This is a genomic window from Mesobacillus harenae, assembly GCF_013343715.1.
GTDB lineage: Bacteria > Bacillota > Bacilli > Bacillales > Cytobacillaceae > Mesobacillus_A > Mesobacillus_A harenae.
The window spans coordinates 198007-211958 of record NZ_JABUNR010000005.1 but is presented as its reverse complement, the minus strand read 5'-3'; the positions used below and the strand labels follow the sequence as shown (position 1 = coordinate 211958).

The 13952-nt window shown below is 39.3% G+C and carries 12 protein-coding genes; 8 read left to right on the top strand and 4 right to left on the bottom strand.

Annotation, left to right across the window (positions count from 1 at the left end):
- Window positions 1-52 precede the first annotated feature (52 nt).
- From HRJ06_RS08435 to HRJ06_RS08425, 3 genes are all read left to right on the top strand, one after another.
- Window positions 53-1525, top strand: a complete 1473-nt coding sequence (locus HRJ06_RS08435) for a potassium/proton antiporter (protein WP_174731795.1) — start codon at window positions 53-55, stop codon at window positions 1523-1525.
- A gap of 200 nt (window positions 1526-1725) precedes the next feature.
- Window positions 1726-2970: an MFS transporter gene (locus HRJ06_RS08430; protein ID WP_174731792.1), complete on the top strand. Its 1245-nt coding sequence runs from the start codon at window positions 1726-1728 to the stop codon at window positions 2968-2970.
- 215 nt (window positions 2971-3185) lie between these two features.
- Complete coding sequence (locus tag HRJ06_RS08425) at window positions 3186-4163, top strand: polysaccharide deacetylase family protein (RefSeq protein ID WP_174731789.1); 978 nt, start codon at window positions 3186-3188, stop codon at window positions 4161-4163.
- Window positions 4164-4493: 330 nt separating this feature from the next.
- Here the strand turns inward: HRJ06_RS08425 and HRJ06_RS08420 are convergent, their stop codons facing one another.
- Entirely contained in the window at window positions 4494-5114 is a 621-nt protein-coding gene (locus HRJ06_RS08420) for a DUF2238 domain-containing protein (protein ID WP_174731785.1), read from the bottom strand.
- A gap of 141 nt (window positions 5115-5255) precedes the next feature.
- On the opposite strand from HRJ06_RS08420, the gene HRJ06_RS08415 reads away from it, so the two are divergent.
- From HRJ06_RS08415 to HRJ06_RS08400, 4 genes are all read left to right on the top strand, one after another.
- Complete coding sequence (locus HRJ06_RS08415; protein WP_174731782.1) at window positions 5256-6311, top strand: DUF3900 domain-containing protein; 1056 nt, start codon at window positions 5256-5258, stop codon at window positions 6309-6311.
- Window positions 6312-6512: 201 nt separating this feature from the next.
- Window positions 6513-6911, top strand: a complete 399-nt coding sequence (locus HRJ06_RS08410; protein ID WP_174731779.1) for a phage holin family protein — start codon at window positions 6513-6515, stop codon at window positions 6909-6911.
- 196 nt (window positions 6912-7107) lie between these two features.
- Window positions 7108-8139 (top strand): STAS domain-containing protein, encoded by a 1032-nt coding sequence (locus HRJ06_RS08405; RefSeq protein ID WP_174731776.1) that lies wholly within the window; start codon window positions 7108-7110, stop codon window positions 8137-8139.
- Window positions 8140-8943: 804 nt separating this feature from the next.
- Window positions 8944-10200 (top strand): ATP-binding protein, encoded by a 1257-nt coding sequence (locus HRJ06_RS08400; RefSeq protein ID WP_174731772.1) that lies wholly within the window; start codon window positions 8944-8946, stop codon window positions 10198-10200.
- A gap of 26 nt (window positions 10201-10226) precedes the next feature.
- Here the strand turns inward: HRJ06_RS08400 and HRJ06_RS08395 are convergent, their stop codons facing one another.
- Both HRJ06_RS08395 and HRJ06_RS08390 read right to left on the bottom strand, forming a co-directional pair.
- Window positions 10227-11162 carry a VanW family protein gene (locus HRJ06_RS08395; protein ID WP_174731769.1) on the bottom strand — a complete coding sequence of 312 codons (936 nt, stop codon included), beginning with the start codon at window positions 11160-11162 and terminating at the stop codon, window positions 10227-10229.
- A 255-nt stretch (window positions 11163-11417) separates the two neighbouring features.
- Window positions 11418-12416, bottom strand: coding sequence for a DoxX family membrane protein (locus HRJ06_RS08390; RefSeq protein ID WP_174731766.1), 999 nt, complete (start codon window positions 12414-12416; stop codon window positions 11418-11420).
- A 298-nt stretch (window positions 12417-12714) separates the two neighbouring features.
- Here HRJ06_RS08390 and HRJ06_RS08385 point away from each other — a divergent pair, with 298 nt between their 5' ends.
- Window positions 12715-13314 carry a hypothetical protein gene (locus HRJ06_RS08385; RefSeq protein ID WP_174731762.1) on the top strand — a complete coding sequence of 200 codons (600 nt, stop codon included), beginning with the start codon at window positions 12715-12717 and terminating at the stop codon, window positions 13312-13314.
- A 124-nt stretch (window positions 13315-13438) separates the two neighbouring features.
- Here the strand turns inward: HRJ06_RS08385 and HRJ06_RS08380 are convergent, their stop codons facing one another.
- The gene (locus HRJ06_RS08380; RefSeq protein ID WP_174731759.1) at window positions 13439-13909 is read right to left on the bottom strand and encodes a hypothetical protein; all 471 of its coding nucleotides are present in this window, start codon (window positions 13907-13909) and stop codon (window positions 13439-13441) included.
- Window positions 13910-13952 lie beyond the last annotated feature (43 nt).

Here is a 13952-nt window from a genome sequence, read left to right as displayed (position 1 = left end):
AAAGGTTTTATATAATAGTTATACCTATAAAAAAAGAAGGGGGGGGAGAGAAGTGGGTGAACAGGTTGATAACACGATTTTTCTGCTGGCCTTTTTACTGGTTACAGGAGTACTTACCGCAAAATTTTCGTCAAGATTAGGATTGCCCTCACTCGTTTTCTTTATAGCTGTTGGAATGATCTTAAGCAATTATATTTATTATGATAATGCTGAGTTAACACAGTTAATCGGAACACTTGCGCTCATTACCATCCTTTTTGAAGGGGGCTTGCAGACGAAGTGGAAAGATATTAAAGGTGTTTACAAGCCAGCTCTTTCGCTCGCGACCTTGGGTGTTCTGGCTACAACGATTCTAGTCGGGGTCGCTGCAAAATACGTACTAGGAGTGAGCTGGCTAGAAGGTTTCCTATTCGGTGCTATTGTTGGCTCTACTGATGCAGCGGCTGTTTTTGCAGTAATCGGGAACCAAAATATAAAAGCTCGCCTCTCCTCGACCCTTGAAGCCGAATCAGGTACGAACGATCCGATGGCGATTTTTTTAACGGTTGCCTTTTTGCAGTTAATCCAAATGCCAAGCTTGAATCCAGCCAGCTTAGTTTTAGACTTTTTCTGGCAAATGGGGTTTGGCCTGCTTGCCGGCCTTCTCCTTGGGAAACTGTCTGTCTGGGTAATAAACCGGATAGATTTGGATTCATCAGGGCTCTATCCGGTTTTATCGATTGCCCTTGCCATCTTAACCTATTCAATCGCAACTCTATTTAATGCCAGCGGGCTCCTTGCCGTTTATATCATGGCCGTTTTTGTTGGTAATCACGATTTAACATACCGCCATTCGATCATCCGCTTTAATGAAGGATTTGCCTGGATGATGCAGATTGTTATGTTTATCTTTCTAGGGTGGCTGGTTTTTGCAAATGAGTTGATTGATGTTATTTGGGAAGGAATCTTGCTCTCCTTGCTGTTGATCATTGTAGCTAGGCCGGTTGGGGTGTTTCTTAGTCTTGCTGTTGGAAAGTTTACAACTAAAGAGAAGCTGTTCATCTCGTGGGCCGGTTTAAAAGGAGCCGTTCCTATCGTTCTGGCCACTTATCCTATGGTGGCAGGAATTGAGAATAGCCAGCTCATTTTTAATGCCGTATTCTTTGTTGTTTTAACTTCTGCACTTATACAGGGTGCAACAATTTCCCCGCTTGCAAGACTGCTGGGCCTAAACGGTGAAAAAAAGGTGGAGAGCGCCCACAGCCTTGAGTTAATTTCTATCGGAAAGACCAATAATGAAATGATGGAGATTCAGATTGAAGAAGGAACAAAAATTGATGGACAACAGATAAAAGATCTGGATCTTGCTGAGAAAACTTTAATAACCGCAGTAATACGGGGAGAAAAACTCATAACCCCGTTAGGTGATACAACCATAAGAGCATTAGATACTCTATACATTCTAGTTCCAAAAACGAGCCGAGAAGAGGTCAAAGCATTTATCAGGGAAAAAAATCTCTTGCCAGAGTCAGAAAACGCCAACTAAGATGCGAAGTGTGATCCAAAGTCTGGATCAGAACTTCGTATTTTTTTTGGTGCTTGTCACCATCCAAATTTCTGGATGGTGACAGGCACCACCCTAAAAGTGTCAAGAAAAAAGGATTGCCTAAGGGGAAAGGAAGGTATAAAATTAGATGGAAATTTCGTGAAGCTAAAGAAATTTATAACACCGAAAGAAGTGGCAGAATGCAGACCCGGTCAGAAATCAATCTATTAAATGAAACAAATAGCATTAAGAATGGTATTGCAAGTACAATGGTATTGAATATGAGCAATAATTATTTCGCCTTGTTTGCCATTAGCGTCCTTGGTGCAACTAACTACCAAATTGGACTGATTAGTTCCCTTCCCCAAATTATTGGAATGTTTGCCATGATCATCGGCTCAGTTATCATGAGCAGGCTAGATGAAAAGAAAAAATTCACCCTGCAATCGATCCTTTTTACAAGGATATTCTTGATTGGGATGTTCGGCGTATTGTATTTACCTTCCCAGTATCAGGCCTGGGTATTTGTTTTATTAATTGGACTAATGAATCTGCCAGGTTCTTTTGCTAACTTAAGCTGGCAATCACTAATTGGAGATCTTATCCCCGACAATCGCCGAAGTGGGTTTTTTAGTGAAAGAAACAGGCTTCTGACCATTGCGGGAATGCTGACAACTTTATTGATTGGACTTCTTCTGCAGTTTTTTAATAAAAGTGATCCTTTGCCATATCAAACTTTGTTTTTACTGGCTTTTTTGTTTGGACTAATCGAAGTTTACTATTTAAATAAACATATAGAATGGAAAAAAGAACCGCGCAAAACGGAAAAACGGATTACATTAGGATGGGGAGTATATAAGCACAAACCATTTGTCTACTTTCTTATTTGCGGTCTTTTCTTTAATTTTGCTTGGCAGCTGGCTTGGCCGCTGTTCAGTATTTACCAAATTAAATACGCATACGCTACTGGGTTTTGGATTAGCTTGTTCACGGTCGCAAATCAAATAGGGCAAATTATCAGCTACAAGTGGTGGGCGAAAATGAGTGATAAATACAGTAACTCCAGAATGCTTGCCTTTTGTGCAGTCGGGATGGCTACAGCCCCATTTCTCACTATTTTATCGACCAATATGATTTATTTGACTCTAGTTAACCTGTCCTCAGGATTGTTTGTTTCTGGTACGGTGCTGCTGTTGTTTAATCAGCTGCTAGAGGTAACTAAGGAAGATGGCCGCGGCAGCTTCATATCCCAATACAATATCCTTCTAGCGATTGTGGGCTTTGCAGCTCCGCAGCTTGGCGTTTTTCTGTTAGAGCGTTCTTCTATTGAAACAGCAATGACTACAGCTTCACTCTTAAGGGCCTCAAGTGGAATTGTATTTTTGCTATTTTTTCTCTATCTAAAAAAAATGAAATCTAAAACCGGAAGCAGAGCAGCTATATAGAACACCGAAACCAGTACTTGCGAAGGGTTCTGGTTTTTTAAATCCCCATAATTAAGATCATCTTATCAAAAGCCATCGTAGCCAGGGTGGCTTCGGAATATTTTTCCGGTTTAATCCATATTTCCACAATAACCACATGAGCCCTCTTAATTAACCAGAAATTTCATGGCATACGACATCTACTATACAAAAGAATAAAGGTATGGAGGTGTTCTATGAAGCAGTGTGTAATTATATTGTCTTGTTTTTTCTTTTTAATTGGATGCAACGGAATGGACAAAGAAGAAGGTTCGAATGGGGGGCAGGAAGATAGTGAAAATCTGGAAAATTCCGAACAGCAGAGTGAGGGACAAACGCAAGAACCTGATCTAGGAGTGGAGCCTCAGCAGGAAATTAACCCCCCGGATGAACAGGCACCAACTGATCCAAACAGGAATCAGGAGGAATTAAATCAATATTCGACCCAGCAAACAGCTCCAGATTCAGATGATGAGCTAAGAACATACTTATATAATAAATATCAAGTTCCAAAGCAATGGGGGGAATTTATACCAGGGGTCAAAACACGCCTGAATACGGATCAAAAAGTAATTGCATTAACGCTTGATGCATGTGGAGGTCCAAATGGAAGCGGTTATGATTCCGAATTGATCTATTTTTTAAGGCAGCAAAATGTACCGGCAACCCTGTTTATAAACAGCAGATGGATTGATGCAAATTATTGGACGTTTTGGGCATTGAACAGGATTCCCCTGTTCGAGATCGAAAATCATGGGAATGCGCACAGGCCGTTATCTATGAATGGAAGATCTGCTTGGGGAATAAAAGGTACAGAAAATGTAGCTCAAATGACTGACGAGATCCTTTTAAATCACAGAAAAATAGAAAAGCTAACCGGAAGAACGCCAAAGTTTTTCAGATCAGGCACTGCGTTTTACGATGAGGTAGGGGTCAGTGTAATAAATGAAATCGGCGAGCAGCCGGTTAACTTTAATGTTCTTGGGGATGCTGGAGCAACTTTTTCAGCAGTACAGGTAAGAGATGCACTCTTAAATGCAAAACCTGGAGCAATTGTTTTGCTACATATGAATAAGCCTGATGGTGAAACAGCCGAAGGAATAAAGCTTGCGATTCCAGAGTTAAAAAGGCGCGGCTTTACATTTGTAAGGCTTGAAGATTACCCATTAAGCTAATCGAGAACAAAAGCGCACGACAGGACTGGAGCACACTGACTGAGATAAAGGAAACACGAAGAGCCGAAGCGATTCGATGTTGACTTATTATAGGGAGGTGGGCGAAGGACACGAGTCGCTGGTCGCTGGAGCTGGATGATGAACAAAAGCTAAAGCGCCTTAGGAACAAGCAAAAAAACCAGCTTGTTCCTGAGAGGATTATTTTCTTAGCAGTGTTCCTTAGTAAACAGCCCAACAAACCTTAAAAGCAATGGTTCTTAACCTACCATTGCTTTTAATTTTTTTGCTTTAAGAAACCCTGCAAATGCAGCTTCAACTTCCCTTAAAAAATCAATGGTGCTTCTTTAGTAGCCTATCATGAAGCCTAGATAAAAGAAGCAGCGCAACTAGTGTTCCAAGCAGAGCAAGAAACATATCCCAGTGCGTGTCCCAAATATCCCCCTGGGTGCCCAGGAAATCTTTTGCAGCCTCGCCATCGTTCGTTAATTTCGAAACAAGCCATTCGATGATTTCGTAAAGAGCAGCAATAGACAGGACAAAACTTATCGTAATTGAGTACAGCCAAGGCCCTTTTTTCACCGAGGTTTGTCGGATGATAATTTCGCGAATTACGATAGCAAACAAGCCTTTAAGAAAATGGCCAAAGCGGTCATAATGATTTCTGTCGATAAAATCATAGGTATCTTTTAACCAATTAAAAAGGGGTACCTCTGAATAAGTGTATTTTGCACCAATAAACATAATGATTGCCGACAAAACGATGATTCCGTATGAAAGGGTCGTGAAGCGGAATCTCTTATATGTTATAAAGGTAATCAAAAGCAAAATGATCCCGGGAGCTGATTCTAATAACCAAATCCGGTAACCTGACGTATTTATGGCTGACCATATCAGGACAGCTAATGCTAAGGAAAATAAGATTAAATGGGTTTTAGTTGAGTTTTTATTCAAATTAATACTAGCCTCCTTGGGTAATCACTTCTCTAACAGTATGAAAAGAAATCGAAGTTTCCATGCAATGGCATCTTATTGACGAAGTTTCTGGAGTTCACTATACTGATGAAGGTAATAAAATGAGAATTAGGTGAAAAAATGGACTTTCAAATAAATTATTTGTCTTTTTACGTAATACATGTCGAAGGGAAAGGCGAAAATGCGGATAAGCGTTACAAGCACTTTCAAACCCTAGATGAATCTGAATACGATAACAGCCAATTAAAGGACTTTCTTGACGGTGAATTAGTTAAAATAGTGAAGCGGAAGGTGAGCCGCCATCCTAAGACGGAAGAGGCACCTACTAAAATTGGCTATTTTATTGCTGAAGAAGGACATGACCTGACATCGAACCCTAACTATAATCTGTTTAACCGGGTCCGGCACGCAGAATCAAAGGAATCTTTCCAGACAGAGACAGAAAAATTCGCGATTTCATATGTCGACACAAGTGCAGTTCGCGGCGGTGTATTTCTGGTTGCTTCAGCAAAAATGCGGAAGTACTTTGATGAGCCGTTTGTCTTTGTCATGAAGTGCGACTTCGAACCAAAGGTTGCTTCAATATCTGATGAGTCAACTTTAATCAGGAACGTTGAAATGGCGATAACTACAAAGAATATGAAGTCAATTCAATACCCGTACATGCCTGAAGAGGGAATGGTGGAAGAGCATGAGCTCAAAATTAATCAATCATCACATGCCCGGTATTTTGAAGACTTCCTAAAGTTTGTCGAATACCATCAATCGATGCCCGAGATAGTCAAAACACAGGTTATGGAAATTGCCCAGCAGCATATTGCAGAAACCTATCAAGAGGAAAGTCCGGAACGTGTTAAAGAAGAACAATACATTGAGGCATGGTCAAACACGCCAGTAAGGGAGCTTCAAGAAAAATGGACGCCTGAACAAGTGGTAGAGGTGTCAGCACCAATTGTAGAACATGAGCCAGAAACGGTTATGAAGCTAAAACTCGATCATGTTGATGTCAAGGCGATGCTTTCTGATTTTGGCGAGACCGTACACATAGCAAAAGTGCATGGGAAATATGTAATTTTAATTGAAGGAGATTCGTTTACATTTGAGAAAGGCGTATCTCCGGTGGAATTTTTAAAGCCAGAACCTCTTGAAGAGGTATTAAAAAAAATTGGCAGGTAACCATCACTTCTATAGTGTTGCCTAAACTCTACAAAGTAATAATAGCAAAGCCACAAAGCTCTTTAGCAGCTCTGTGGCTTTTTTTCTATAGAAAAACAAATGAAGCTGTAAGTTTTCTAGGGACATGTACAAACAAAATCTCAAGCCTTTGAATAATGTATAGAGCGAAGAGTAATTTTGCTCAAAAGGAGGAGATCCCTTGTGGAAGATACCATTAAACTTATTATTGCTTCGGGTTTTTCCATTGTAAGTCCTTTGTTTGGAGGATGGCCTGCATTATTACAAGTTCTGGTTGTATTTATCGTTATTGATTATGTAACAGGGCTGATTGCTGCGGCATATAGAGGGAAGTTATGCAGCAGGGTTGGTTTTAAAGGGATAGGGAAGAAAATTATTATTTTAGCCTTGGTAGCTGTCGCTCAGGGGATTGATATCATTACAGGAGGCAATAATTATTTCCGTGATGCCGTTATTTATTTTTATATAATAAATGAAATTATCTCGATCATTGAAAATGCAGGCAGGGTGGGCTTGCCTATACCAAAAATATTAAAAGGATTTGTAGAGTCCCTAAAAAATAAGCGCAATAAAGAGGAATAAGCGATTCTAATGCATCTATGTAAGAGTAACGATACAGCTTAACAAACTTAACAAAAGTCCAGTTTAGAAGTTCCTATAGCTTTGAACAACTACACTAGACCTTTTTAGCAAGTGAGTAAATGGTTTTGTTTGAATCTAACCTTTAGATTGAGGTACTATTAGACAATATAGTACTTTGTTTAAGGGGGGCATCTATATGCCAGTCGGAGGTAGAGAAGAAACACCTGAACTTAATGTTGCAGGGTTTGAATTTAAATGGGATTTAGCTAAAGGTGTTTTTAGCTATCAAGGAGCAGATGCCGTTCTTTTTTGGATAACTTCTGCGATGAAGACATTTTTCGATACAGTGGAAGAGGTTTCAGGGAAAGATGCCACGAACGTGGTCCTTGAAACGTCAGGTTTTCGGCAAGGGAAAGTAGTAGGAGAGTATATTAAATCTCTTAATATCGAATCAGCTGAAATTTCCTCCATGATACCTGAAATATACGCAGCAGCAGGATGGGGTAAAATAGAGATTGATGAAATTTGCCCCGTAGAAAAAAAAGCCCGCGTTCACATACGGGACAGCTGGGAATATAAGATTAATAAGGAACAGGGAAAACAACAAACTGGCAATTTTCTTGCCGGTCATTATGCGGGTCTTTTTTCAGCCATCTATGAAACAAGCCTATGGTTTGAAAAGAAGAAGGACCAGTTAGCTGGCGATGACTTTTGTATATATGAGTTCTTTCCGTCCACAATTACAGTTGAAAAAAATATTCATTCATTCGCAAGGCGGGAAGAATCACTTAGAATAAAAGAACTCGAAACACTGGTTGAGGCTCGTACAGAAGAGCTCAGAAACCTAGTAAAAGAAATTTCATCCCCAGTCATCCCGGTATTGGAAGGTATTGTTGTGGTACCTTTGCTTGGTAAATATGATGAATTTCGATCAGAAGAATTGGTGGAAAGAACACTTTCTAACCTGCCTAAGCATAAAGCTGATTACCTGGTACTCGACCTAACAGGACTAACAAAATCAATTGGCCAATTTACTGTAGAAGTATTAAATAAATTAGCGTCGGCTGCTGCTTTAATTGGGACGGAAACAATATTAGTAGGGATCTCTCCGGAGCTTGGGGTGAAAATTACGGAGACGAATTTCAAGCTCTCCAAATTTAATTGTTTTAATACATTGCAGCACGGAATCTATTACGCATTGGCTCAAAAGGGCCGCAAAGTCTACTAATATTAAATATAAGGGTCATTCGTATGAACCGTTTCTGATCTAAGGGCACCGGTTTTACGAATGATCTTTTTTCGTATAAGAATTGTTAATTCCAGCGCCCAGCGACTCGTGTACTTCGGCTACCTCCTTATGATAAGTTAACATCGTATCGCTTCCGCTTTTATTTTTTTTGTTCTCATACATATATTAAAAATGCGCATCCTTATAAAGAGGAGGTGCGTTTTAATGAAATTCAGTAAGTTCCTGTTAACAGGTCTGTTAGTTTTACCATGGTTTTCTGTTCCATTTATTAATAAAAAAATATGGAGAAGATTTTGGCCTGCTGCCTTATTTATTTGCCTGTTTGTGAGAGCTGAAAGTTATCTTGCGGAAAAAAGATCCTGGTGGCGATTTTATGAAAGTTTTCATCCAAGGTTAATGGGTGAGACGCCCTTGATTTGGGGCCCTTTCTACATTGGAAGTATGTGGATATTAAATTGGACATATGGAAGATTCTTTAAGTATATGGCACTGAATACAGTAGTGGATTCTCTATTTGTTTTTCCGGGTTTGTTTTTTTTGAAGAAGTTGGGGATCGCATCTCTTATCAAACTAAATCGGTTGCAGTTCCTAGCAATATTCCTAACTAAAGCTGTTATTTTATATATATTTCAATTCACAAAGGAATTAGCCAAGCCCTTAAAATAGTTTTCGTGAACCTAATTTTAAAACTTTTTTCAAATAGGAAAAAAATTATGGTAAGCAGCCTCCAATATACCAATCTATGGTAATATTGTTTTAACAAAGAACAAATGAGGAGCTGCCATGAAAATTAAAGGACAAATTTTTCTTATTAGCATATCGGTACTCTTCACATTATATCAAGTAGTGTTTTTTGATGATCCCCTAGATAAAGAGCTGCTGGATTTCACGATCGCAACCTTAATTGCCTGGTTTGTTGGATGGCAGTATGATAAGGCAATGTTTTATGGGAAAGAGCGGAAAGCCAGCGAAGAAAGTTATAGGCAGCTAATCAATTCGCTTCCAGAAGCCGTCTTAATTCACCACGGTAACAAAATTCTTTTTGCTAATGCTGCCGCTATTGAATTGTTTGGCGCGCAAAAGCACGAAGAGTTAGTTGGTAAGGATGTCTATGATCTCCTTTTTGCTGACTACCGTGAACGTGCGAAAGAGCGAATTAAACAAGTCTACAAAGAAAAAAAACCTCTCGTTAATATAGAGCATAAGGTAAGCAAACTCGATGGGAGTACAATATTTTGTGAGGTCTCTTCCTTGTATATTGTTTACGAAGGAAAAGAAGCAGTTTTAACAATTGGCAAAGATATTACAGAACGAAAAGCAGAAACTGAGAGATTATTGCAAAAATCTGAGAAACTGGCACTTCTAGGGCAAATGGCTGCTGGCATTGCCCATGAGATAAGAAACCCGCTTACCTCAATTAAAGGGTTTATTCAGCTTTTTCGTACAAATAGTGATCAACAGGAATATTATGATCTTGTTCTTTCTGAGCTGGAACGAATCAATAATATCGTCGGTGAGTTCCTTGTGCTTGCTAAACCATCATCTGTTGTTTTTAAGGAGCATCAGGTTGAAAGTTTAGTTAAGGACGTCATCACTCTGATCAATAGTCAATCACTTTTAAATAACGTTCAAATAGAAATTGAAGTCAGCAATGACCTCCCGGCGATATCCTGCGAGGAGACTCAAATGAAGCAGGTATTCTTAAATATCCTGAAGAATTCGATTGAAGCTATGCCTGCAGGAGGTATTATAAGAGTTACTGTTTCTAAATTAAACCGGGATAAGCTGTCTGTTAAGTTTATCGATAATGGTGCAGGTATACCTGAGGAACGGATGGCATCACTTGGAGAGCCGTTTTATACGACAAAAGAGAAAGGGACAGGCTTGGGGTTAATGATAAGTTTTAAAATCGTTGAGAGCCACAACGGTGAGTTGAAAATCTCTAGTGAAAGGAATATTGGAACAACAGTAGAGGTGATTCTTCCTACAATCACCCAGACCTATTTAAAACCTGTGCTGGATTTTCCTGAAGCGAATTAAAAGGATGACAGCAATAGTTAGTTTAACTATTGCTGTTTAGGCTGTTTAATATTGGATCCGCTCTCAACCTCCTCTGGAAGGGTTCTAGAGGCACTTGGGATTTTCCTGGGCTGATAATTTACATCCTCTGAAGAATATATAAAGATAGCAAGTTTTCCGCCCAGCTTTCTAGCTTGGATAAGAATAGGCTGATTATAGCTGTTTTTAAAGGTGAAATCAGGGCCATACCAGCTGACCGTTGCATCTCGTCCAGGTGGTACATACGGGACCCGTTTGCTGTGGGAATAACGTTCAACTATTTGAACGCCAGACCGGTCAACAGCATTATAAAGCGTCGAACTTACCTGGCAAATCCCGCCTCCGATCCCTTCCGTTAATTCACCTTTAACGATAACAGGGGCAGGTAAGTATCCTCTTTCAGCAGTTCTCTTTCCAACAACCTTATTGAACGAAAAAGTTTCACCCGGAAAAACCACGTAGTTATTGATCGCTTCAGCCGACAGGGATATATTTTGTGAACGTTCTTTATTCTGTGAATTAAAAAAAGTTACATATTGGCCTAAAAGCTTAGTACGAACTTGAGAAAGAAGCTCACTATCAACTCTTGGGTGCAAAACCTGTCTGGGAACATTAACTGAGGCGGCTTTATTGCTGTAAAAATAGGAATAGAAAAGATTCTGAAATGCTTGTTTATTCAACGAGTATCCAGGCTCCTCAGGTATAATGTTTCCGTTAATGTCAATTCTGGCATCAATTGGTTGCTGGTAAACCTGTTGCTCAATATCTTTCATAAGAAAATCTACCTTTTCTAAATCAATCAATGGTGTGTCTGGGAGCAGCGGCTCCATAAATTCGACGCGGCTGACCTCTGCAATAAGTTGTTCTTCTGAGTATATTGTTAAGTGATCAGGCTGCCCGGACTGCTGGACAATTAATGATAATAGGAAAATCAATTTCACCATATACTACCTCCCGTTATAGTATTGGTAATTTAGAGGCATTTCATGTTAGGAAGTTGGATGCGGAAAATTTGATTTTAGACGAATAGAAATTGTCAATCATCGACCCGTTTGAATTTAGGGAAATCGATACTCACTAACAAGGGTAAATTAACACGAAAAGAAACGCTCTGAGCCAAATATCTCTGAGCGTTTCTTTATCCTTCTTCTTGGATTGATTACCCGTTTGATAGCAAAAGCAAAGACTTAATTCTTTGATTACGCAAAGCGGTAATAGATGAGTATGAATGTTGATAGAACAAAGATGAAATTAAGAAATACAAAAATCATTTGATCGACTTTCGATTTGTGAATTTTAATAGGCGGGTTATAGAAGGAGACACCCTCTATGATAAAAATGATGAGAAGGAAGTGAATCATTAGGTGTCCAACCACCTCGACCCAGCCAAACAGCAGGGTGGTCATAAAGAAAATGCCTGTTAAAACAAAGGCTAAAAGTCGATTTAAAATCCCAACTACTAGTAAGTAACCAACTACGAATTCAATAAAGGCTGACAAAATAACAAATAGCGCCGCATCAAACCCAAAGGTCGGAACACCATGATTCTGGATAATATCAATGCTCATTGCAGGATAAACCCACTTTTCAACCGCTACCCAGCAAAGGGACAAGCCAGTTCCTAAGTAAAGAAAAGGAAAGCTCCACTCAGACCATTTGGTGTTCTCTAATAACAAGACCCCAATAATGGCCAAGTAAAAGCTGTAATCCAGCATGTAGAAAATCCCGTGTTCTGCTGTAGCAATACCAAACAGGCCTAAGAGAATTATCGCAGCCAGTTTTGGGGCCAGAGCAATCGGGATAACCAATAAAATAATCGCAGCCCAAGCTGCAAAAATAATAAGATTTGATGTTGCCGGGAGTTCTGGAGCAAACAGAGTACCATTTAGAATCTGAACTATGAGCGCTATCGCAGTTCCATATTTTAAAATGGCTCTTGAATACATCCGAAAGCCATCCAGCTTTGAATCAATTTGTTTAGCATATTTATATTCCATGACTTTCGGCAAAACCTGTGGCAGGACTGATAACACGAAAGCAATGAAAAGGGCTATTATAATAAATGTTGGTGAGAGGATCGCTTCAATTGTCTCTTTTTGTGGTTCAAGTTCAGTAAACCATTTTACATGAGCTTGTGTCAGTAAGGGTGAGACAAGGATAGCACCTAATATTAGCAATGAAAAAAAAGATTTACGCATCTGTTCAGCCCTCTTTCGTAGAAAACTACATTTCCATAGTAACTAACTATACTACTTTGTTAAGGCAACACACATTGTAGATATGACAAATTTCAAAACATCTCACATAGCTTCAGGAATGAAAAGCCTTAGGAATTTGAATAACAATTTGCTAGTTTTCATTCCAATTATTAGATTTCCCGATTAACAAGCTTTTAGTCGGGTATATTTTATATATCTAACAAGACTTTGTATTCCATTTTTAAATATCCATTATGGATGATAATGGGTAGTAGGAAAGCTAAGGGAGGGAATATTCATGAAACTTTTATCACCTATATCACTATTACTTGCTGCTGGGTTAATTTTAGGCGGCTGCTTAGACGATGACGCAAGTGATACAACTGAGGATCAGGACTTTAATCCGTCCGAAGAAGAAAATCTGGCTGAGTATGAAGAGGCACCTCAGGAAAATAAGCAAATTACGGCTGAAGGTGGACTTGGAGATACAAGAGAAGCGATTGATCAGCAGTACGGTGAGAATGAAGGAAACAATGAAGTTGCCCGCTATAATGATAATGGAGTAATTGTAACCTTTGATAATCATCGTGCCGTAAATGTTGAATTGCAGCTTGCAGCTTTTGGTGAGGAACGCCCAACTGAGGATGAGATTATGTCCTTTATCGAGGAACGAATTCCCGAAGATGCTGAGCAGGTAGAAAAAGGGATACAAGAACAAGATGGCAGCAGTGAAATCATCCAGTATAAAAGCGAAACGCTTTCAGAAACGATGAGTGAAGAGCAGTTTGGAGAGGGTGAACCAGGCGTTTTTGCAGTTATTATTAATAAAGATGAAGAAAATGTTGAATATGTGACACTCGTTGTTGGTGAAGACCAGCAGTCTACACAAGAGTCCTAACCCTTAAGGTTAACAATTTGCGTTTCAAGATAATAACTGAGTGAAGTTCCGTTTTTTTTCAGGTTTAAAAAGAAGACTGATTACCCAAAAAGGGTGATCAGTCTTCTTTTGCTTAACAATTTTTTTATTTTTTTCTAAAGCCTTCTTCATCTAGGTATTGGCTAGCTTCATTGTAAGAAGGGAAGGTCCCATCAAGGTTAAGTCCTGCATATACATTCCACATATCATCTTCATTAACCACAATAAGGGTATGTCCCTCTTTATTTATCCAAAACTCCTCATCCAAACCTTCGGTAGCAGCCGTCCCACTGCCTTCATGAGGTTTCAGAGAATCAATAGAGGCTCTGATGATTTCACGCAGCTCATCTTCTGAGAAATCTCTGATATTTACCATTCCTCTTTGGTCTGCTTCATAATCGCTAAGGTGTTCGCCATAAACAAAACCATTGCCATTTTGATGCAGGTGATAAACAACATTTTTTTTATCAGTTGTACTCTCTTCATAATGAAAATTAACGCGGCCGAGAGATACGTTCTTTCTTTCCAGCTCGGGGAAAGATTCGATAATTGCAAGCTTTTGATCAAATGTAAGCATAATGCCTCCAGAATAGTGTAATTTTAGTTCGGTCTATTATATC

Excerpts from the sequence above, each read along its gene's own strand:
- HRJ06_RS08430 (WP_174731792.1), top strand. The coding sequence starts at position 1,726 with ATGCAGACCCGGTCAGAAATCAATCTATTAAATGAAACAAATAGCATT.
- HRJ06_RS08405 (WP_174731776.1), top strand. The coding sequence starts at position 7,108 with ATGCCAGTCGGAGGTAGAGAAGAAACACCTGAACTTAATGTTGCAGGG.
- HRJ06_RS08400 (WP_174731772.1), top strand. The coding sequence starts at position 8,944 with ATGAAAATTAAAGGACAAATTTTTCTTATTAGCATATCGGTACTCTTC.
- HRJ06_RS08385 (WP_174731762.1), top strand. The coding sequence starts at position 12,715 with ATGAAACTTTTATCACCTATATCACTATTACTTGCTGCTGGGTTAATT.
- HRJ06_RS08380 (WP_174731759.1), bottom strand. The coding sequence starts at position 13,909 with ATGCTTACATTTGATCAAAAGCTTGCAATTATCGAATCTTTCCCCGAG.
- HRJ06_RS08390 (WP_174731766.1), bottom strand. The coding sequence starts at position 12,416 with ATGCGTAAATCTTTTTTTTCATTGCTAATATTAGGTGCTATCCTTGTC.
- HRJ06_RS08415 (WP_174731782.1), top strand. The coding sequence starts at position 5,256 with ATGGACTTTCAAATAAATTATTTGTCTTTTTACGTAATACATGTCGAA.
- HRJ06_RS08395 (WP_174731769.1), bottom strand. The coding sequence starts at position 11,162 with ATGGTGAAATTGATTTTCCTATTATCATTAATTGTCCAGCAGTCCGGG.
- HRJ06_RS08425 (WP_174731789.1), top strand. The coding sequence starts at position 3,186 with ATGAAGCAGTGTGTAATTATATTGTCTTGTTTTTTCTTTTTAATTGGA.